This window comes from Mesorhizobium sp. M0496 (assembly GCF_040321205.1).
GTDB lineage: Bacteria > Pseudomonadota > Alphaproteobacteria > Rhizobiales > Rhizobiaceae > Mesorhizobium.
The window spans coordinates 1-17,965 of record NZ_JAMYRC010000070.1 but is presented as its reverse complement, the minus strand read 5'-3'; the positions used below and the strand labels follow the sequence as shown (position 1 = coordinate 17,965).

Genomic DNA, 17,965 nt, shown 5'->3' with positions numbered 1-17,965 from the left:
CCCCCCCCCCCCCGCCCGGCCCCGCGGGCGGCGGGGGGGGGGGGGGGAGCCCGCCCCCCCCCGGGGGGGGGGGGGTTGGGGGGGGCCCCGGCGGGGGGGGGGGGGGGGGTCGACCCTTGGGCGCAAGCGAGGCTTATGCTTGCGCCTAGTGTGCCCTTCCTATGTCCGTACGCGGCGGTTGCCAGGTGGTTCCCCCACTCCGTCTCGGCTTCGCCGAGCCACCTCTCCCCCCCTCCGGAGGGAGAGGAAAGGAACCTGGCTGGGGTGGCGCTGACATCGACGAACTATCCTTCTGCTCAAGTCTGCAAGATGTGGCGCGCCCGCCTGAGCGGAGCGCGCCACGGGCGCAGGGAGATACGCCCTATTTCTTCAGCACCGCGTTGGCCTTGGCGGCTGCGTCCTTCAAGCCTGCCTCGGGGTCGCCGCCGAGATAGATCTTCTGCATGGCGTCCGAGGTGATTTGGGCGACCTCCTCCCAGCCTGGAATGACCGGCGCGAAGCGGGCGTCGGGCAGCAGCGCCGTGAACGCCGCCAGATCGGCATTGTTGACGTAATAGTCCATTTTCGCCTCTTCCTTGTTCACCGGCAGGAAGCCTTCGCCTTGCGTGAACTTGGCGCGCTGTTCCGTGGTGAACAGGAAGTCGAGCAGCTTCCAGGCCTCGTCCTTGTTCTTGGAGTTCTTGAACATGATGATGGAATCGGTCACGCCATAGGTGCCGCGCGCGCCGGTCGGCCCGGCCGGAATGGCCGCCACGCCGTATTTCAGGTTCGGCGCCTCGTCCTTGATCTGGTTGGACAGGAAGGGGGCGGTGATCATCATGCCGACCTTGCCCTGCTTGAACAGGTTCTGCACATCCTCCCGGTTGTTGGAGGTGACGCCCGGCTCCGTCAGGCCTTCGTCGATCATCGACTTGTAGAGCTTGGCGGCTTCAAGCGCGCCTGGCGTGCTCAGGCCGGAGGTGCCGTCCTTGTTGAGGATTTCGGTGCCGTAGGACCACATCGCGTAATAGTAGTAGACGTCGGTCTCGATCTCCTTGCCCTGCAGTCCGAAACCGAAGGTGCCGGACCCCAGCGCCTTGATCTTGCGCGCATCTTCCTGCAGCTCGGTCCAGTTGGCGGGCGGATTGGCGATGCCGGCTTTCTCGAACAGCTCCTTGTTGTAGTACATGGCGCGCGCCGAGGCGGCGATCGGCAGGCCGTAGGTCTTGCTGTCCATGATCGAGGGCGACAGGAACGTGTCGATGAATCGGTCCTTGAAGCCGGGCTTGATGTAGCTGTCGAGCGGCTCGGCGACATCCTGCTGGACGAAGTCGATCAGCCAGCGCGTGCCGATGATCGACAGGTCGGCATTGGTGCCGGCGGTGATGTCGGTGGTCAGCTTCTGCAACAGCACATCCCACGGCACCACCTCGAACTTGACTGTGATGCCGGGGTTGGCAGCCTCGAATTCCTTCTTGACGCTCTCGAAATAAAGCCCAGTCTTGGCGCTGTACTCGGCGACGGTGACGCGCACCTCACCCGCATTCGCCTGCGCCGCAAATGCCAACATGCTCATTCCGGCCATCAGGCCGACAGTCCATTTTGCAAGGCTCATTTGATGTCTCCCATTTTGATTTTGCCTCTGCGCGCCTCTTCGCCGCAGGGGGTAGATTATGTGACTTTCCTACATTATCGATCATTTGAAGGCTTGCAAGCAGATTATTCTGTTGCTTAATTACATTTGGGCTAGGCCTGACGCGATCCGTCAGAGTTTCCCGGAGGATGACGCGGTGGTTTCGCAAGCCGAGTTCGAAGGCAGGGCCGAGTTCGAAGGCAAGACTGTCGTGGTGACGGGTGCCGGCGGCGGCCTCGGCACGGCCATCGTGGCGCTGATGGCGCAAAGAGGCGCCAGGATCATAGGCTGCGACCAGTCGAGCGAGGCATTGAACAGCCCGCATCTTGCCTCCCGCCATGTCTTCGACCTTCTCGACCGGGCTTCGATAGAAGCGGCACTCGGCGCCATCCTCGACGGGGACGGCGTGCCGGACATTCTCGTCAACAATGCCGGCTGGACGCGCGCCGAGACGATTTCGGCGCTCAATCCCAACAAGATAGAGCAGGAACTCGACCTCAACCTGACCGGCGTGATGAATTTCGCCGACCCGCTGGTCAAGGCGATGGCCGGCCGCGGCTCGGGCAGCATCGTCTTCATCTCGTCGGTCAACGCCATCGCGCATTTCGGCAATCCAGCCTATGCCGCGGCCAAGGCCGGCATCAATGCCTATGCCAAGGCGATCGCGGTCGAACTCGGCCGCAGCGGGCTGCGCGCCAATGTCGTCTGCCCCGGATCGATCCGCACCGCCGCCTGGGACCACCGCCTTGCCAAGGATCCCGAAATCCTCGGCAAGCTGCAGCGGCTCTATCCGCTCGGCCGCATCGTCAACGCTTCGGAAGTGGCCGAAGCCGTCGCTTTCCTTGCGTCCGATCGCGCATCTGGAATAACAGGCGTGGTGATGCCCGTGGATGCGGGGCTGACCGCCGGTTGCCTGCCATTCATCGACGACATTCTGGGAGCGTGACCATGACCGACGTCGAATTTCGCGACCTGTCGAAATCCTTCGGGCAGCACAAGATCCTCGAAAACATCAGCCTCGATATCAAGAGCGGCGAGTTCGTCGTGCTGGTCGGCCCGTCCGGCTGCGGCAAGTCGACCTTGCTGCGCATGCTGGCCGGACTGGAGACGATCACCTCCGGCGACCTGTTGATCGGTGGCGTGCGCGCCAACGCGCTGCCGCCGCAGCAGCGCAACATCGCCATGGTGTTCCAGTCCTATGCGCTGTTCCCGCATCTGAAGGCATCGGAAAACATTGGCTTTGGCCCCAAAATCCGCGGTGAGGCGCGCGAAGCGGTCGACCAGAAGGTCAGGAAGGCGTCCGGCGTCCTCAATCTCTTCTCGTATCTCGACCGCTATCCCCGCCAGCTCTCGGGCGGCCAGCGCCAGCGCGTCGCGATGGGCCGTGCCATCGTGCGCGAACCGTCGGTGTTCCTGTTCGACGAGCCCCTGTCCAACCTTGACGCGCAACTGCGCGTGCAGATGCGCGTCGAGATCAAGGCGCTGCACCAGCGGCTGAAATCGACGATCGTCTATGTCACCCACGACCAGATCGAAGCCATGACGATGGCCGACCGCATCGTCGTGATGGACCGAGGCAGGATCCAGCAGGTGGGACCGCCGTTGGAACTCTACGACAGTCCGGCCAACAAGTTCGTCGCCTCCTTCCTTGGCTCTCCGTCGATGAGCTTTGTCTCCGGATCTCTCAAGACGACGGCTGAGAAAACCTGGTTCGAATCGACCGGCGGCGGGCGGCTTGCGCTTGCCGGCAAGGCGGTGCCGGCCGGCAGCCCCGTGGAAGCCGGCATCCGGCCCGAACACTTCATCATCGGCGAGGCCGTCGACGCGATGGCGATCAAGGTGGATGTCGTCGAGCCGACCGGCTCCGAAACCCATGTCTATGGCGCCATCGGCACTGACACGGTGCGCGCTGTGTTCCGTGACCGGGTAAAGGTCAGGCCGGGCGACCTGCTGCCGGTCTCGGTCGACCCCGGCAACATCCATCTGTTCGACACGGCGACGGGCCTGCCTATGAAAACGCAGGCATGAGGACGCCAGCCGACATCATCACGCGCCTGCAGCTGATATTGCAGGACGGAACGAAGTCGGATCGCAAGCTGGCTGGGTTCGTGCTGGCCGACCTCGACTTCGTCTCCAAGGCGGCGATTTCGGAGATTGCCGCGCGCGTCGGCGTCAGCGAGCCGACGGTGACGCGGTTCTGCCGCAACCTCGGTTGCGAGGGCCTGCGCGACTTCAAATTCTATCTGGCGCAGGCCATCGCTATCGGCGGCCAGTATCTGTCGCCGGAGCCGTTAAGCCGCGATGCCCGCGAACAGCGCATCGCGTCCGCCATCACCGAAGCGGCGATATCAGCCATCCAGCGCGCCAGCGAAAACCTCGACATGACGACGCTGGTCGCCGTCGCCGCACGCATCGCCGTTTCCGGCAATGTGCTGTGCATCGGTTCCGGCGGCATTTCGTCGATGATGGCGACCGAGATGCAAAACCGGCTGTTCAGGCTGGGCGTGTCGGTGCTGGCGCAGATCGACGGACAGCTGCAGCGCATGTACGCCGCCGTGGCCACGCCCGATACCACGCTGATCGCCTTCTCTGTCTCGGGCTATGCGCGATCGGTGATCGATGCGGTGCAGGTCGCCCAGCAATATGGCGCCACCACCATCGCCATCACCCCGCCGGACTCCGCACTCGCCAAGGTCGCCGACACGGTCATCCATTTCCAGTCGCTCGAGGACGGCAACATCTATAAGCCGACATCGTCGCGCTATGCGCTGCTATCGATCGTCGACATGATTGTCACGTCGGTCGCCGAAACGCGCGGACCACGCGTTCTCGAAAATCTGCGCCGCATCAAGCAGAGCGTGAACACGTTGAAAGTCGACGATCCCCGTTTGCCGCTGGGAGATTGAACCTTCCAGCGAAGGGCATCAGGAGCCGAGCCCCTCGATGCTTTTCGCCAAAATCGTCGGATCGCCTGAAATGCGCACGGTCTTCAGCCGGGCGGTACCACCAGCGACAATCGATACAGTCGATGCCGGGACGCCCAGCGCCTTGGCGATCAGCTTTTCGAGCGCATGGTTGGCGGCGCCGTTCTCCGGCACGGCGCGGACCCGGGCCTTGAAATGGCTTCGCCCGTCCGCTGACGTCGCGACGCCTTCGAGCCTGTCCAGCGCAGCCTTTGGCGTCAGCCGGACAAACAGGTCGACGCCACCATCGCGCAGGCGGAACGGGCTCACAGGATCAGAGGCGCTACCGTGGTGAGTATGAACTGCCGCAGGAAGAACAGGATCAGAAGCAGGATGATCGGCGAGATGTCGATGCCGCCAAGGTCCGGCATGAAACGGCGGATCGGCCGCAACGCCGGCTCGGTCAGGCGGTAAAGCATGTTACCTATGGAACCGACGAACTGATTGCGCGAGTTGACCACGTTGAAGGCGTAGAGCCAGGAGAAGATCGCCGAAGCGATGATGATCCACCAGTAGAGGTCAAGCGCCATGACGATTGTTTGAATGAGGGCGAGCATGCCGGTCTCCAATTGTTGCCGACATGTAGCCATTGCAGGCGAAACCGGCAAGTGCCGCCTTCCGCCGCATGCGGCCCGATGTCGGCGGTCGCGGATTTCGGCATAACCCCGCCTTGACAGGAAACCGCGGCGCCCGATAAATGCCCCCATCCGCTGGACGGGGCTGTAGCTCAGCTGGGAGAGCGCGTCGTTCGCAATGACGAGGTCAGGAGTTCGATCCTCCTCAGCTCCACCAGCGGATCAGCCTAAGGACATAAAATCCTAAGCTATTTTCAAAACGAGTGTTTCTGTCCCCGCTTGGTAGCGGTGGCATCAGCGGACTGGCTGGCGCTGAAACGTTTTTGCGCCTTTTCCCCATGAAGGAATGGGCTTGCCTTGGAAAGGGAAGCGCATACTCGGAGCAGTAAACGCGCGCGCCGGTGCCTCGTACGGGATCGGACTAATCGAAAGCCTACCGCCCCTGATGTCGAGAGACGATTTTAGCTGAACAACCCTCAAACCCCTGACGGGGGCCGACAGGCATAAGATCAAATTTACGATTATTGCCTACGTTGCGGCATGTTCGAAACAATATCCTCTGCCAAGGTTAGCTATTCCGAGCGCCATTCTATTAGCCGCGAAGGCCTTTTACTGGTGGTCCTCCTGGTGGCCACCTTCTTGCCGACTCTGATCGTCGACATACCGGCCATGGCAGACTATCCAAATCATCTCGCAAGAATGTCGATCCTGATGCGCGCCGGTACGCCCGAGGCTCATCCGTACTACGAAGTAGCCTGGGCACCCTATCCCAACTTGGCCATGGACCTTGTTGTCCCGTTCGTTGGACGCTTTATCGGGATCGAATTGGCGTCAAAGCTCTTCTACCTGACCGCGCAAATGCTGGTCGTTAGTGGAGCAATGGCCATTGGGTTGGCCGTGCAGCGGCGTGTGATATTCAGCGGCTTCGTTGCATCGCTTTTCCTGTACGCCGCGCCTTTCGCTTTCGGATTCGTGAATTTCGAATTCGCGTTCGGGATAGCTCTGTGGGCCATTGCCGTTTGGATTTGGCTCGCAGACAGGCCTTTGCCGCTACGCCTTGCCACCCACACCGTCTTCGTCATGGTTCTGTATATCTCTCACCTGTTTGCGCTTGGCCTGTACGGCCTAGTGGTAGGTCTCTACGAACTTTCGCGCTGGCGCGACCATATCAAGAACTGGAAAGACGCGGTTTTGCTGGTTGCCGGAACGGCGGCTCCGACTATCATGGTTGGCGCACTGGCACTCGCCTTTGGCGGCAAGGTGGGTGGCAATGGAACCGAATGGTACCTGTCGGCAAAATTGCTCGGGCTGTTTCAAGTTAATGGCTTCAGCAAATACACTTCCTCGCTCGTGACAGCGGCAATTATTGTCCTCATTTACCTTGCAGTGAAGCGCAAGATGCTCCGCGTCTCCCGCGCCGGATGCTGGATAGGCCTTGGACTCCTGTGCCTGTTCATCCTCATGCCGTTTCGCCTTGCAGACACGGCTTTTGTCGACGGGCGCGTCCTTTTGGCGCTGGTTCTGATCCTGCCAGCCTTCACCACGATCGAGCGTCTGGAAGGCCTGCGCAGATCGATTTTCGTCGCACTGTTAGTTGGCGTCGCGCTTGCAAACAGCGGCGTCACGATCTGGGCTCAGTTGTCGTACCGCAGCGAATACGGCGCGCTGATGACAGCGTTCGACGGCATCGCACCGGGTTCGCGAATCCTCACCGGTCTAGATGGCTATCCAGAAAACCCGCCATCAGATTTGCTCCTTTATCCGATGTATAACGCCGCCACATTGGCCGTGGTCACGCGCGATGCATTGGTGCCGACGCTGTTCACTTACCCAGGGAAACAGCCGCTGCGGCCCCGACCTGAAATAGCCAGCCTGACCGTACCGCAAGGCGAACCCATTCCGATGTCGGAACTCGACGCTTACGCCGCTGGTGCATCCCCGCCCGTCATGGCCGCCTATGCAGCGCATTGGACCCGCGACTTCGACTATTTGCTGTTAATCGAGCCTGAGGGCACCTCGTCGAGGGGCGGTCATCTCGATCTGATCGCCACGGGCGACCGGTTTGAATTCTACCGTATCAGGAAGCCGGCCGACACGGACAGGGTAAGCGAGCGAAGAATTGCCGAGTGATGATCGTTTATGAGCACCGGCTATGAAACGGGAGTTGTCCAAAGGAGCCGAACCCACGGGGACTCGAAGATACGGCACGGCTAATGTCGCTTCGTGTGTCGGGAGGCAAGGCCACCCACGGATCCCATCGCTCGAAACCGGCAAATCATACATACCGGGCGTTGCCGTCAATCATAGGTATGATCTGTCCTCTTCTAAAGAGCCATCCGATCCGCGCTGAAATTCTGGATATGCCCCCTAACGCGAAAACTCAAAAGGCTCTGGCAGCACGACGCTCGTCTGGCTCGCCTGCCAGCGATATTTTGTCGTGCCAACGCGCCTGCGGAGGCCACGCGCGCTGCCGCGCCCCCGTCTCGCGATATCTGACAAACTGCTGTCAATTGGACTTATGACGGAAGCTGCTAACGGACAGTTTCCGTTCTTTTTGGAAGCTGCCCCACTAGATTGACGTTACCAAATCAGTTTTTTCTGTGCGTTGCGACAAGGGCGTTTCGGCGGGGGCGACCGGAGACGTTATAGGGATTTCGAATCGAAATGAAGAAGCCGCCTGCGGAAGCAAGAACGTGTCAATTCGCGAGAATCTCGCTGCAAACCTTAGATCGCTCTGCAAGGACCATGCCTCCGTAAGCGCGGTGTGCCGTGAGTTGGGCATTAACCGCACGCAGTTCGAACGCTATCTGCAGGGACAGACGGTTCCCAACAAGGCCACCGCCAAGTTGATATGCGACTACTTCCGGATCGACGAGGCCGAACTGTACCGGGATCCCGCTGTCCCCGAACCCAGGGTGCGCGGACTGCCGCCAGTGTCCGAGAGCTTGTTCAACCAGATGATTCGCCCGCCCAGCCCATCGATCGCGGGGGGCACCTATTTCACCTATTTTTCGATCCCGGCCCGGCCCGACCTCTTGATGCGCTCGGTAACCTTCGTGCGGCGCGAAGCTGAGCTGGTCACCTTCAGAAGGGTCACCGGATGGTCGGAACGGCGGGGATCGACATGGGCGCGGGCGCGCGGCAACCACTATGGGGTGGCGATCTCGCGCCTGAACTGGATCTATTTCAGCGGCATCAATCGCCGCCAGACCGGCGAGCCGTCGCTGATCTCCGTGCAATGGGCTCCCATCTCCGAACCGGTACTGACAGGCAAGGCCATGCTTCTGACGGAGGCCGGGCCGGCATTCGTGTCAGTCATCATGCGGCGCGACATTGCCAACATCCGCCCAAGGGATGCCATCAGCATGGCACATGTCATCAGGCTCGACGATCCGAGCGTCGACCAACTGGTTGTCAATCTTACCCGGGACGGGCTGGGCTGATCCCTTCGATCGCCGTGGCTTACGCTAAATGAGAATAAGCATACACCGAAAAAGCGTATGCCAACGATTGTCTACTCTGTATCTGAATAAAATCGATATTTTACACTTTAGTGCCAGGAAAGATAATTCGATCTCTCGCCTTTAGCGCGCGGCTTTACTGCGATTTTAACAAACCATTAACTCTTTCGACCTTACTTTCTTGCCGCGGATCCTGATTTTGGGGGGTCTTTCAACGGATCCCAATGGGGTCAAGAAAGGGACGAAAATGGCCAAGAAAGTGAACACCGCTCCGAAGCTGACGATTGCCCCCGGTACGCAGACCGTCTTCTTTTCGCAGGGCATGCACTACAACAAGCGCTGAAGTCGTTCTGCGCCGGCGAGCGGTCCGCTTGTCGGCGCCTCGGCTCCGCAGGTGGCATTCAGCATCATGAAAATGCGCTCTTCAAAAACGCTTGTTTTCTACCCCGGGCAAAACAAGGTCACGGCATGCAACTTCCTGACCAGAAGCGTGTTTGAATGCAGCCCGGAGATGGTCGGTCTTCTCGCATCGTGGGACAAATGGGCGTCGACGGCGGATATCGCCCGCGCCCATGGGTGGTCAAAGTCCGAGCTGAAGGCTGTCGTTCCCCAGTTGCTCGATTTTTCCGCCCTGGTGACCGCCGGATCGCCGCTCGCCGAACAGGAGGAACAGTTTTCCGGACAATGGAACTGGGGCCTTCCGACCGCGCTGATGCATTTCTGCGTCCAGGACAGCCAGTACATGACCGTCGAGCAAGCGGAAGAGCGGCAGATCGAACGCGCCGGCCACACGCCGCAGCCGGACCTCCTGCTCAAGAATTCCGCCGGCGCCATTCAGCTGCCGAACGCACTGGAAGACAATGAACTTCTCGCTCTGATGGCGCGCCGCCGGACCAACCGCACGGCGGCTCAGCCCACCATTACGGCCAAACAGCTTTCCGACTGCCTGTTCGCGGGGCTCGGCATCACCGGCGAGACCGCCAACTGCGTTGGCGCCCTGCCGCTTGGCATGACCCCTTCGGGCGGCGCGAGAAATCCCTATGAGGCCTATGTGGTCGCGCTCGGCGTCGATGGCCTCGAGCCCGGCGTCTATCACTATTCCGCCGCCGATCACGACCTTGGCAGGATTTCCGCAAATCATCTGCCGAAGATCTCGGAACTGGTCGGCGGGCAGGAGTGGGCGGACGCCATGCCGTGCCTTGTCCTGCTTTGCGCGAAGCTCGACCGCACGATGTGGAAATACGAGGACGCCAACGCCTATCGTGTCGTGCTGATCGAGGCCGGTCATATCGGCCAGAACATCATGCTGGCGGCGACCAATCATGGCCTGTCGGCATGCCCGACGGCCGCGCTCAGTCATTTGGCGATCAAGCGTCTGCTGGGCCTCGATCGTCTTACCGACGCGCCCATCTATGCCTTGACCCTCTCGACCCCGGAAACGAACCCGTCTTCGGCGGGCCAATCGATCAATTAGTCGGCTCAGTATGGTCAGTAACGCGTTCTCTAGGTTCCATCAGATGACAGGAGCAGCACGTGCCAAATCAGTCTTTACGTCAGTCGGAAATCGATAGTCTTCAATACATTTCGTCGATGACCAATGAGCTCGTGCAGATGGCCGAAGCAAGCCGTTTTCCCATGATCTCCTATTTGCTGGGCATGGCCTATGCAGAGGCCTTCGACGTTCTTCGCGGCGCCCGGCCGGCCAGGCATGCGCAGCTCAGCGGCAACCCGCTGCACCCCAAGGCGCAGGCAAAAGACAATCGCGCCCAGCCCCGGAGAGCGTAGCGGCATGCAGTCGTCAGCCGCATGCGCGGTGGCAGGCTCGATGTCCCGGCCAAACCGCTGGGAGACACTGTGCGCGTTGCAAAACCTGCTGCCGCTGCTGAGAAAAGCCGCCGCGGAACTGAACTGCGCCGACATGGTCTACTGGTTCGAACAGGCCGATGCCGAGGTCGCCAACATCATCAGGGGCCATCCCTCCGATGCGGCCGCCCTCCCGGCCCTGATCGCGTGCAGCCCGCAGAACCGGCATTCGGTCGCTCGAGCCTAAGGTGGTTCAGTACCGCTGAACCCGCTCCAAATCATTTGTTTTCACGCCTTTCCTGGGAAAGCCGCCAACTTTTCCACGAACGGCTCCAGGGGACCTGCCCATGAACATGATTGCCAACATCAGAAGCGTCGATGCCAGGGAGAGCATTTTCAGCCGGCTTGACGCCCTGATCGCCAGGCGACCGCCATCGCCCGTCGCCGCGCGGGTCGAGGCCCGCCAACTCGTCTCGGCGGCAATTGCCGACAGCTGCCAGGCCGACAGTCTCTGGGGCGCCGTGGACGTCTTCCACGCCCATTTCGACTTCATGATGCAAACCATCGAGATCAACGGCGACGACGACCCGAACCTCAGGATCCTGCGCACGAAATGCCGCTTCTATCTGGAGCAGGTCGAGGCTCTTTGCCTATCGCTGAGTTATTGATGGATTCGGGTTTGCCCTAGTCTCTAGTTGCGCAGGCTGAACACGAATGGCGCTGTTCGGCTCTGGCGCGAGCCGAGTTCCGGCGGTGGTGCCGGAACCGTGGCGCCTTGCAGCACGGCCAGTGCCGCGCGGTCCAAATCCGCATCCCCGGAGGAACGAGAGAGCCTGGCGGACAAGACCCGGCCGGACGAGTCGACCGTGAAGGCGACATACGGCTTGCCTTCCACGCCTCGGGCCTTGGCCGAACTGGGATAGCGCGTGTGCCGCCTGATCCAGGCGCCCAGACGGGAGTCCCATTTGCTGGAGTCGCCGGATCGCGACGTCGATTGCGCCGACTTCGGCGCTGCGGTCCTGGCCGCTGGCTTTGCATCGGCGCTGGCGACGGTTGCCGTCTTCGGCGGCGCCGCCTTCTCCTTCTTCGGCCGCGGCTTGGGCTTGTCGACAGGCTTTTTCGCCTTGGCCTCGACCGGTTTCTTGTCCTTGACCACCTCGACCGGTTTCGGCTGCGGCAAGGGAATGACGACCTCGGGCGTGACAGCCTCGACAATATCCGGGACGACCTCCTCCGGCGGCTGGTCGACCTGTTCAGCCATCTCGGCCTGGGTGGGCTCGGCTTCGTCGGGCGGGACGGCTTGCGGCTGTTCGACAACCGGCTCCGCCTTCTCCAACTCTTCGGGCGTCGGCTCGGTCGTCGGTGTCGGCTCGGTCTGATCTGGCGTCACCGCGTCCAGCGCTGCAACCTGCTCCGTCACAGCCGGCATCACCACCATCGGCGCCATCTCGATCACCTGGGCCGGTGGCGGACCGCCGTCTGCTTCGTTGGCCATCGTGAAGTTCTGCACCGCATAGGCGACCGCGACATGGGCTCCAAGGACCAGCGCGGCCGCACCGGCCCACAAGCCAAGGTCGCGCCGGCCGAAGCGCGACAACTGGACCGGGGGCAAGGCGACCGCTTGCATCATGGCGCCGCCGCACCAGTGGCGACCGGCGCCGCCTCCAGGCCAACCAGCGCGATCTTCAGATAGCCGGCGCCGCGCAAAAGGTTCATCGCCTCCATCAGGTCGCCATAGGCCACCGCCTTGTCGGCGCGCAGGAAGATGCGCGTCTGCTTGTCGCCTTTTGTCCTGCTGTCCAGCGTCGCGGCGAAAGCCGGGCGCGGCACGCTATCGTTGCCGATCGCCAGCGTCAGATCGTCCTTCAGCGTCAGGAACAGTGGCGTTTCGGGCCGCGGCGCGGGTGTTGCGGTCGAGCCCGGCAGATCGACATTGACATCCACCGTCGCCAGCGGTGCCGCGACCATGAAGATGATCAAAAGCACCAGGATGACATCGATGAACGGGGTGACGTTGATCTCATGGCTTTCCTCGAGATCGTCATCCATCGTCTGTCGGATTCTGCTTCCCATCGCGCTACTCCGCCGCCAGCGCCGTTGCCGGCGCGACCGTGCGGAAGTCGAGATCGCGGCTGACCAGCCGTTCGACGCCCGCCGAGGCATCGGCGAGGATCTGCCGGTAGCCGGCTATCGAGCGGGCAAAGACGTTGTAGACGACGACGGCCGGTATCGCCGCGACAAGGCCCATCGCCGTGGCCAGCAGCGCTTCGGCGATGCCGGGCGCGACCACGGCGAGATTGGTGGTCTGCGCCTGCGAGATACCGATGAACGCGTTCATGATGCCCCAGACGGTGCCGAACAGGCCGACGAAGGGTGCCGTCGAGCCTATCGTCGCCAGCACGCCGGTGCCGCGCGACATGCGCCGCGACGCCGCCGCCTCGATGCGCGACAAGCGCGACGTGACGCGTTCCTTCAGCCCGTCGCCCGAGACGTGATCGAGCGCACCGGCCGAAAGCGCGGTCTCCTCCTCGGCCGCCCGCACCAGAAGCGCGCCGGGGCCGCCGCTGCGGTCGAGGGCGCGGCTTGCCTGCTTCAGCGTGGAGGCATCGCCGATCGCCCGGACGGCGCGGCGGATGCGCAGCTTGCCGCCAAGGATCTCCAGCGATTTGGCCAGCCATATCGTCCAGGTGACGAGGGAGGCAAAGGCCAGCCCGACCATCACCGCCTTGACGATGATGTCGGCCGCCATGAACATGCCCCATGGCGACAGATCGTGCGGCAGGGTCAGTTCCATCGCCGTCGAAGGCGCGGCCTCGGCCCGCACGGTCGTGTTCGGCTGGTTGGCTGGCTGCGCGGGCGCCATCGTGGCCGGCGGGACGACTGCCGGTGCGGCGGGAGCAGCGGGCGCGGCAGGTGCGTCGATCGTGGGGGCAGCTCCGGCCGGTTGCTCCTGGGCGGTCGCGCTACCGACCGTCAGGATGACGGATGCGACCAACGCCGCCAAAAAACCAGTTCTAGACATTAGCGTCTTCCTTGTTCTCACAGCGGCCAGCCGCTTTCTATCTCAGTGTTGGAGCATGATCTTTTCCGAAAACCGGTATCCACTTTTCGGGATCATGCTCTGGTTCCCACCGCCGCATCAAATCTCGTCACTGCACGTAACCGACGGGCTGGCCGGTGACGGGGTGCGCGAACACGCCCATCTCCACGCCGAAAATGCCTTTCAGCACATCGCTTCGCATGATCTCGCCGGGCGTGCCGCGCGTCAGCAGCTTGCCATCCTTGAGCGCGATCAGCTCGTCGCAGTAGCGCGCCGCCATGTTGGGATCATGCAGCACCACGACGACGCAAAGGTCGCGTTTGCGGCTGAGATCCCTGACCAGACCGAGCACCTCGACCTGATGGGCGATATCGAGTGCCGAGATCGGCTCGTCGAGCAGCATGACGCCGGCATTCTGCGCCACCAACATGGCGAGCCAGGCGCGCTGGCGTTCGCCGCCGGACAGTTCGTCCACCAGCCGATGTGCGAAACCTTCCATGTCGGTCAGGGCCAGCGCCTCGTCGACATGCTGCCTGTCCTCGGCGCGAAAACGGCCAAGCGCGCCATGCCAGGGATAGCGCCCGAGCGTCGCCAGTTCGCGCACGGTGAGGCCGGTCGCCGCCGGTGTCGTCTGCGGCAGATAGGCAAGCGCACGGGCGAGTTCTCGCGCCCCCCATTGCGGCAGCGGACGCCTGGAGAAAGTGATGGCGCCCGAGCTTGCCGGCTGCTGGCGCGCCATGAGCTTGATCAGCGTCGACTTGCCCGACCCATTGTGGCCGATCAACCCGTAGACGCGCGAACGCTCCAGTTCGAGCGAGACCGGCCCGAGCAGCGTCCGCTCGCCGACTGCAAAGCGCACTGCGTCGATGTGGAAGGCAGTCTGGGCGTCAATTCCAGCCACGGTCATGGCTTTCTCCAGTGCGGCGGCCCGCATTTCCAGATTCCGGCTTTCGGCAAGCCGATGCCGGTTGACTAGGAAACATGATCTTACTAGTCAACATTAAAGATGACTGCAACGATCAACAAATCGTCGTGACCTGCCGCAAAACAGGTCCTAGCCCGGACGACGGTGACGACCGCGTCGTTGTCGAACCGAGTTTGCATAGCGAACTGGTCCGCGCCGGCAGTCCCTATCAGCGGCTGCACGACGCCCGGCGTCTGCCTCTTCGCGTTGGGACAACTGCCCCCGGTGGACGACTGCTGCTTCGCCGGTCAGGATGGACCCCGCAATCGCCGAGGAGAGCCCGCATGATCAAGGCAACGCCCTTCGACTTCCCCTATGACGGCAGGCTGGTTGCCGAAAACACCGCGCTGATCGTCATCGACCTGCAGCAGGATTTTCTGTCGACGACGGGCTACTTCGCCAGGCAGGGATATGACCCGTCGCCGCTCAGGGCGATCCTGCCCGCCGTAAGCCGGCTGATAGCGGCCGCCCGCAAGGCCGGCGTCAGGATCATCCACACGCGGCAGGGCTATCGGGCTGACATGGCCGACATGACGCCCTACGAGAAATGGCGCCGCAAGCGCGCCGGGCTCGAAGGCACCGAAATCCTGCTGCGCTCGGGCCCGGGGTTCCAGATCGTCCCCGAGATCGACGTGGCGCCGCAGGACATTATCGTCGACAAGACCTGCAACAGCGCCTTCACCTATACGGATTTCGAGCTTGTGCTTCGCGCGCAAGGCATCACGCATCTGATGTTTTCCGGATGCACCACGGATGTCTGCGTCCACACCACGCTGCGCGAGGCATGCGACCGGAATTTTCAATGCCTGACGATTTCCGATGCCTGCGCCAGCGGCGACCAGAAGGCCCACGAAGCCGCGCTGCACATGGTGACGGTCGAGGACGGCGTCTTCGGCACGCTGGCGGATTCGAGCGCTGTTATCAAAGGCCTGTCGCGGCTTGGCGCGTTAGAGCGTTAAAATCGATGCCGTATTGCCGGGACACCAGGCATGCAGATTTTTGGACGCCAGCGGGACAGCACCTTCCTCTGTCTACCGGCCATCTCCCCCGCAAGGAGGGAGATGGCCGGTAGACAGAGGGGGTATGAAGGATCGCTGCGGAACGGTTTTCAGCGCAATTCACCCCGCCACGCGCGTCTCCAGTCCCGCGCGAGACGCATACGCCCCAGGCTGGAATGCGTCGGTTTCGCGACGCGCCAGCGAATTGCGCAGCAGCGCAATCGTTTCCCGGCCTGCCGTGGCGATCTCGCGCGGCGTGTCGACGCCGACAATCATGAATTCATCGATCCCGAGAGCGGCATAGGCGAGCAGCGACAGGGCAGCCTGAGCCGGTGGCCCGGAAAGGTCGACCGCCTTGTGGCCGGTAGCGGAGGCGCCTTGGTGAATCCTGACTGGAAGCGCAAAGCGCAGCTTGCCGGCGCGGCCATGTTCGGCGGCGGCGCCCCGCACACGCTCCATCAGCTGCCGGACCTCTTCGATAGAGCCCGGCGCCAGTTCGAAGACGTCGGCATGCCGGCCGGCCACCTTGAGCGCCGTTCCGGATTGCCCGCCCATACGGATGATCAGGTCGGCGCCGTGCGGACCCTTGCGCGGCACGTAGCCGCCCTTGATGCTGTAGAACGCGCCTTCATGGTCGAAGGGCCGATCATTCGACCACAGCCGCTTGAGCAGCACCAGATATTCGTCGATGCGCTGCCAGATGACGGCATGCCCGACCGGCCGTGTTTCGGCATCGGCGTCGCTCAGCGGCTCGCTGATCATCCGCAGCGCCAGCCGTCCGCCGCTTTTCCTGTCGATCGACGCCAGCTGGCGGGCCGCCACGGTCGGTTCAACCACGCCCGCCCAATGCGTGAGCACGACTTCCAGCGACGAGGTGCGGTCGAGCACCTGGGCAGCAAGATCCATGTTGGTCAGCAGCCCGGCCGAGTCGTCGATTACGATCTTGCGGAAGCCGCCATCCTCGATCAGCCCGAGCTTGGTCGCGGTCTCGGCAAAGTCATAGAAAAAGGGAACTGCGGCGTCCTCGGTCTTGCCGGGAACATGCGTGAACTCGATCGGCATTGCCATCTCCTCCATTGTGTCGGGCGCGCGCAAGCGCACCGAGGATTCGGTTCATTCAACTCCGATAGCCTGAAAGCGGTGGGGCAGCTAACCCCGGTCGATCTGACGACCCTAGGGGATAAGACCCAGAACAACGGCCCCGGTGAACACGAACGCAAGGGCAAAGACGACATAGGCGAAGGCACCGGCATAGGCCGGGCGAAAGGTCTGGGCATTGGCCAGCCTCTGGCCGCTGCGATCCGTCTGGGCGTTCTGGATATAGGACATATCGACCTCCGTCTCGCCGGTTAATCTATAAAACTTGTAGACTTTGTCGATTGCTATTTTTTGGCTATAGGCAGAAAAATTTTCCCCTGAACGCCTAGAAATTGGTGGCTAGTTGCTGAGAGAGCCCGTCCGGGCAACCGATCGACATGACACGTCCGTTTCGCCTCCGCACCTGAATGTACCCTATAGCCTTGTCCGCGCTGCACCCAATTCGTGGATTGGCCGCCCGGTGCGGGCGCGGTAGCATCGCCCAACCAGCAAGGCGAAATAGGGAGCGAGGAAATGGGCACAAGACTGGCCGGTAAGGTCGCCATCATCTCGGGTGGCGCGACAGGCATGGGCGGGGCGGCCTCGGAACTGTTCGCCGCCGAAGGCGCCAACGTGGCGATCATCGACCGTAACGGCGAGGCGGCTGCGGCCACTGCAGCAGCGATACGCGCGCGCGGCCACGTCGCCGAGCATTTTGTCGCCGACGTCTCCAACGAAGCCCAGGTCGAAGCGGCCGTGAAGGGCGCGACGGAAAAACTCGGGCCTGTCACCGTGCTGTTCAACCACGCCGGCACCATCGTTATCAAACCCTTCCTGGAGACGACGGTCCAGGAATGGGACTGGCTGCATGCCGTCAATGTGCGCTCGATGTTCCTGATGACGCGTGCCGTGCTGCCCGGCATGATTGCGGCGGGCGGCGGCTCGATCGTCTGCACCTCGTCGATCTCGGCGGTGGCGGCGACGCCGAACGAAGTGCTCTACGACACCACCAAGGGCGCCTGCCACATGTTCGCGCGCGCCATCGCCGTCGAATTCCGCGACCGCAACATCCGCTGCAACGCGGTCTGCCCCGGCTTCATCCGCACGCCGCACGGTCTGCGCGAGGTCGCCGATCTCGGCAGGCTCGGCATCGACGTCTCCGACGCCGCACTTGCCGCGCAGCAGGGCCGCATCGGCGAGCCGGAAGAGGTGGCGAGGGCGGCGCTTTACCTGGCCAGCGACGAGTCGAGCTTCGTCAACGGCACGCATCTGTTCGTCGACAACGGCTTTACCGCGATGTGAGGCTTTCCAGTATCCAGGTTCTTCGTCCCAGGGACAGCTTGGCGCCCTTCCTCTCCCCCGATCGACGGGGGAGAGGAAGGGTGCCTGTCCGAACCGGATAGATAGGTAACAGAATGGACTGATTAGATGGGTGACAGTTTTCTCCCTCGCCGGGAGGACCGGCGATGGTT

At 62.4% G+C, this 17,965-nt stretch carries 20 protein-coding genes and 1 tRNA gene; 12 read left to right on the top strand and 9 right to left on the bottom strand.

The window, feature by feature from the left end; genetic code table 11:
• Positions 1-361 precede the first annotated feature (361 nt).
• Positions 362-1,594: an ABC transporter substrate-binding protein gene (locus NKI73_RS32075; RefSeq protein ID WP_352635892.1), complete on the bottom strand. Its 1,233-nt coding sequence runs from the start codon at positions 1,592-1,594 to the stop codon at positions 362-364.
• A 175-nt stretch (positions 1,595-1,769) separates the two neighbouring features.
• On the opposite strand from NKI73_RS32075, the gene NKI73_RS32070 reads away from it, so the two are divergent.
• From NKI73_RS32070 to NKI73_RS32060, 3 genes are read left to right on the top strand one after another with little or no spacing between them, the layout of a single operon-like run.
• Positions 1,770-2,558 carry an SDR family oxidoreductase gene (locus NKI73_RS32070; RefSeq protein ID WP_352635891.1) on the top strand — a complete coding sequence of 263 codons (789 nt, stop codon included), beginning with the start codon at positions 1,770-1,772 and terminating at the stop codon, positions 2,556-2,558.
• Between the two features lie 2 nt (positions 2,559-2,560).
• Positions 2,561-3,640: an ABC transporter ATP-binding protein gene (locus tag NKI73_RS32065; RefSeq protein WP_352635890.1), complete on the top strand. Its 1,080-nt coding sequence runs from the start codon at positions 2,561-2,563 to the stop codon at positions 3,638-3,640.
• Complete coding sequence (locus NKI73_RS32060; protein WP_352635889.1) at positions 3,637-4,518, top strand: MurR/RpiR family transcriptional regulator; 882 nt, start codon at positions 3,637-3,639, stop codon at positions 4,516-4,518. Before NKI73_RS32065 ends, NKI73_RS32060 begins: the two co-directional genes overlap by 4 nt.
• 18 nt (positions 4,519-4,536) lie before the next feature.
• Here NKI73_RS32060 and NKI73_RS32055 read toward each other — a convergent pair whose 3' ends face one another.
• The gene (locus tag NKI73_RS32055) at positions 4,537-4,845 is read right to left on the bottom strand and encodes a DUF167 family protein (protein ID WP_352635887.1); all 309 of its coding nucleotides are present in this window, start codon (positions 4,843-4,845) and stop codon (positions 4,537-4,539) included.
• Positions 4,842-5,132, bottom strand: a complete 291-nt coding sequence (locus NKI73_RS32050) for a YggT family protein (protein WP_352635885.1) — start codon at positions 5,130-5,132, stop codon at positions 4,842-4,844. The genes NKI73_RS32055 and NKI73_RS32050 overlap by 4 nt, the downstream gene beginning before the upstream one ends.
• A gap of 159 nt (positions 5,133-5,291) precedes the next feature.
• Between NKI73_RS32050 and NKI73_RS32045 the strand changes: the two genes are divergently transcribed.
• The 7 genes from NKI73_RS32045 (at position 5,292) to NKI73_RS32015 (ending at position 11,082) form a co-directional block, all read left to right on the top strand.
• A tRNA-Ala gene (locus NKI73_RS32045) sits at positions 5,292-5,367 on the top strand.
• Positions 5,368-5,690: 323 nt separating this feature from the next.
• The gene (locus NKI73_RS32040; protein WP_352635884.1) at positions 5,691-7,280 is read left to right on the top strand and encodes a hypothetical protein; all 1,590 of its coding nucleotides are present in this window, start codon (positions 5,691-5,693) and stop codon (positions 7,278-7,280) included.
• A gap of 563 nt (positions 7,281-7,843) precedes the next feature.
• Positions 7,844-8,593 (top strand): helix-turn-helix domain-containing protein, encoded by a 750-nt coding sequence (locus NKI73_RS32035; RefSeq protein WP_352635894.1) that lies wholly within the window; start codon positions 7,844-7,846, stop codon positions 8,591-8,593.
• Positions 8,594-9,122: 529 nt separating this feature from the next.
• Positions 9,123-10,085 carry a SagB/ThcOx family dehydrogenase gene (locus NKI73_RS32030; protein ID WP_352635882.1) on the top strand — a complete coding sequence of 321 codons (963 nt, stop codon included), beginning with the start codon at positions 9,123-9,125 and terminating at the stop codon, positions 10,083-10,085.
• Positions 10,086-10,144: 59 nt separating this feature from the next.
• The gene (locus NKI73_RS32025; RefSeq protein WP_352635880.1) at positions 10,145-10,396 is read left to right on the top strand and encodes a hypothetical protein; all 252 of its coding nucleotides are present in this window, start codon (positions 10,145-10,147) and stop codon (positions 10,394-10,396) included.
• 4 nt (positions 10,397-10,400) lie between these two features.
• Positions 10,401-10,661, top strand: coding sequence for a hypothetical protein (locus NKI73_RS32020; RefSeq protein ID WP_352635878.1), 261 nt, complete (start codon positions 10,401-10,403; stop codon positions 10,659-10,661).
• A gap of 100 nt (positions 10,662-10,761) precedes the next feature.
• A complete protein-coding gene (locus NKI73_RS32015) occupies positions 10,762-11,082 on the top strand; it encodes a hypothetical protein (protein WP_352635877.1) in 321 nt (106 codons plus the stop codon).
• A 23-nt stretch (positions 11,083-11,105) separates the two neighbouring features.
• Here the strand turns inward: NKI73_RS32015 and NKI73_RS32010 are convergent, their stop codons facing one another.
• The 4 genes from NKI73_RS32010 to NKI73_RS31995 all read right to left on the bottom strand — a co-directional run bounded on the left by NKI73_RS32010 (position 11,106) and on the right by NKI73_RS31995 (position 14,361).
• On the bottom strand, positions 11,106-12,044 hold the full coding sequence (locus NKI73_RS32010; protein WP_352635875.1) for a TonB family protein: 939 nt from the start codon (positions 12,042-12,044) through the stop codon (positions 11,106-11,108).
• The gene (gene exbD, locus NKI73_RS32005; RefSeq protein ID WP_352635873.1) at positions 12,041-12,487 is read right to left on the bottom strand and encodes a TonB system transport protein ExbD; all 447 of its coding nucleotides are present in this window, start codon (positions 12,485-12,487) and stop codon (positions 12,041-12,043) included. Before exbD ends, NKI73_RS32010 begins: the two co-directional genes overlap by 4 nt.
• A gap of 4 nt (positions 12,488-12,491) precedes the next feature.
• Complete coding sequence (exbB, locus tag NKI73_RS32000) at positions 12,492-13,436, bottom strand: tonB-system energizer ExbB (RefSeq protein WP_352635872.1); 945 nt, start codon at positions 13,434-13,436, stop codon at positions 12,492-12,494.
• A gap of 127 nt (positions 13,437-13,563) precedes the next feature.
• The gene (locus NKI73_RS31995; RefSeq protein WP_352635870.1) at positions 13,564-14,361 is read right to left on the bottom strand and encodes an ATP-binding cassette domain-containing protein; all 798 of its coding nucleotides are present in this window, start codon (positions 14,359-14,361) and stop codon (positions 13,564-13,566) included.
• Between the two features lie 341 nt (positions 14,362-14,702).
• Between NKI73_RS31995 and NKI73_RS31990 the strand changes: the two genes are divergently transcribed.
• Positions 14,703-15,377 (top strand): cysteine hydrolase family protein, encoded by a 675-nt coding sequence (locus NKI73_RS31990; protein WP_352635869.1) that lies wholly within the window; start codon positions 14,703-14,705, stop codon positions 15,375-15,377.
• A gap of 159 nt (positions 15,378-15,536) precedes the next feature.
• Here the strand turns inward: NKI73_RS31990 and NKI73_RS31985 are convergent, their stop codons facing one another.
• Together NKI73_RS31985 and NKI73_RS31980 are read right to left on the bottom strand one after the other, a co-directional pair.
• On the bottom strand, positions 15,537-16,478 hold the full coding sequence (locus tag NKI73_RS31985; RefSeq protein ID WP_352635867.1) for an LLM class flavin-dependent oxidoreductase: 942 nt from the start codon (positions 16,476-16,478) through the stop codon (positions 15,537-15,539).
• A 111-nt stretch (positions 16,479-16,589) separates the two neighbouring features.
• A complete protein-coding gene (locus NKI73_RS31980) occupies positions 16,590-16,745 on the bottom strand; it encodes a hypothetical protein (protein WP_023760893.1) in 156 nt (51 codons plus the stop codon).
• Positions 16,746-17,027: 282 nt separating this feature from the next.
• On the opposite strand from NKI73_RS31980, the gene NKI73_RS31975 reads away from it, so the two are divergent.
• A complete protein-coding gene (locus tag NKI73_RS31975; RefSeq protein ID WP_352635866.1) occupies positions 17,028-17,795 on the top strand; it encodes an SDR family NAD(P)-dependent oxidoreductase in 768 nt (255 codons plus the stop codon).
• Positions 17,796-17,965 lie beyond the last annotated feature (170 nt).

Coding starts and splice junctions, on each gene's coding strand:
- NKI73_RS32075 (WP_352635892.1), bottom strand. CDS start 1,594: ATGAGCCTTGCAAAATGGACTGTCGGCCTGATGGCCGGAATGAGCATG.
- NKI73_RS32065 (WP_352635890.1), top strand. CDS start 2,561: ATGACCGACGTCGAATTTCGCGACCTGTCGAAATCCTTCGGGCAGCAC.
- NKI73_RS32060 (WP_352635889.1), top strand. CDS start 3,637: ATGAGGACGCCAGCCGACATCATCACGCGCCTGCAGCTGATATTGCAG.
- NKI73_RS32050 (WP_352635885.1), bottom strand. CDS start 5,132: ATGCTCGCCCTCATTCAAACAATCGTCATGGCGCTTGACCTCTACTGG.
- NKI73_RS32040 (WP_352635884.1), top strand. CDS start 5,691: ATGTTCGAAACAATATCCTCTGCCAAGGTTAGCTATTCCGAGCGCCAT.
- NKI73_RS32030 (WP_352635882.1), top strand. CDS start 9,123: ATGGTCGGTCTTCTCGCATCGTGGGACAAATGGGCGTCGACGGCGGAT.
- NKI73_RS32020 (WP_352635878.1), top strand. CDS start 10,401: ATGCAGTCGTCAGCCGCATGCGCGGTGGCAGGCTCGATGTCCCGGCCA.
- NKI73_RS32015 (WP_352635877.1), top strand. CDS start 10,762: ATGAACATGATTGCCAACATCAGAAGCGTCGATGCCAGGGAGAGCATT.
- NKI73_RS32010 (WP_352635875.1), bottom strand. CDS start 12,044: ATGATGCAAGCGGTCGCCTTGCCCCCGGTCCAGTTGTCGCGCTTCGGC.
- exbD (WP_352635873.1), bottom strand. CDS start 12,487: ATGGGAAGCAGAATCCGACAGACGATGGATGACGATCTCGAGGAAAGC.
- exbB (WP_352635872.1), bottom strand. CDS start 13,436: ATGTCTAGAACTGGTTTTTTGGCGGCGTTGGTCGCATCCGTCATCCTG.
- NKI73_RS31995 (WP_352635870.1), bottom strand. CDS start 14,361: ATGACCGTGGCTGGAATTGACGCCCAGACTGCCTTCCACATCGACGCA.
- NKI73_RS31990 (WP_352635869.1), top strand. CDS start 14,703: ATGATCAAGGCAACGCCCTTCGACTTCCCCTATGACGGCAGGCTGGTT.
- NKI73_RS31985 (WP_352635867.1), bottom strand. CDS start 16,478: ATGCCGATCGAGTTCACGCATGTTCCCGGCAAGACCGAGGACGCCGCA.
- NKI73_RS31980 (WP_023760893.1), bottom strand. CDS start 16,745: ATGTCCTATATCCAGAACGCCCAGACGGATCGCAGCGGCCAGAGGCTG.
- NKI73_RS31975 (WP_352635866.1), top strand. CDS start 17,028: ATGGGCACAAGACTGGCCGGTAAGGTCGCCATCATCTCGGGTGGCGCG.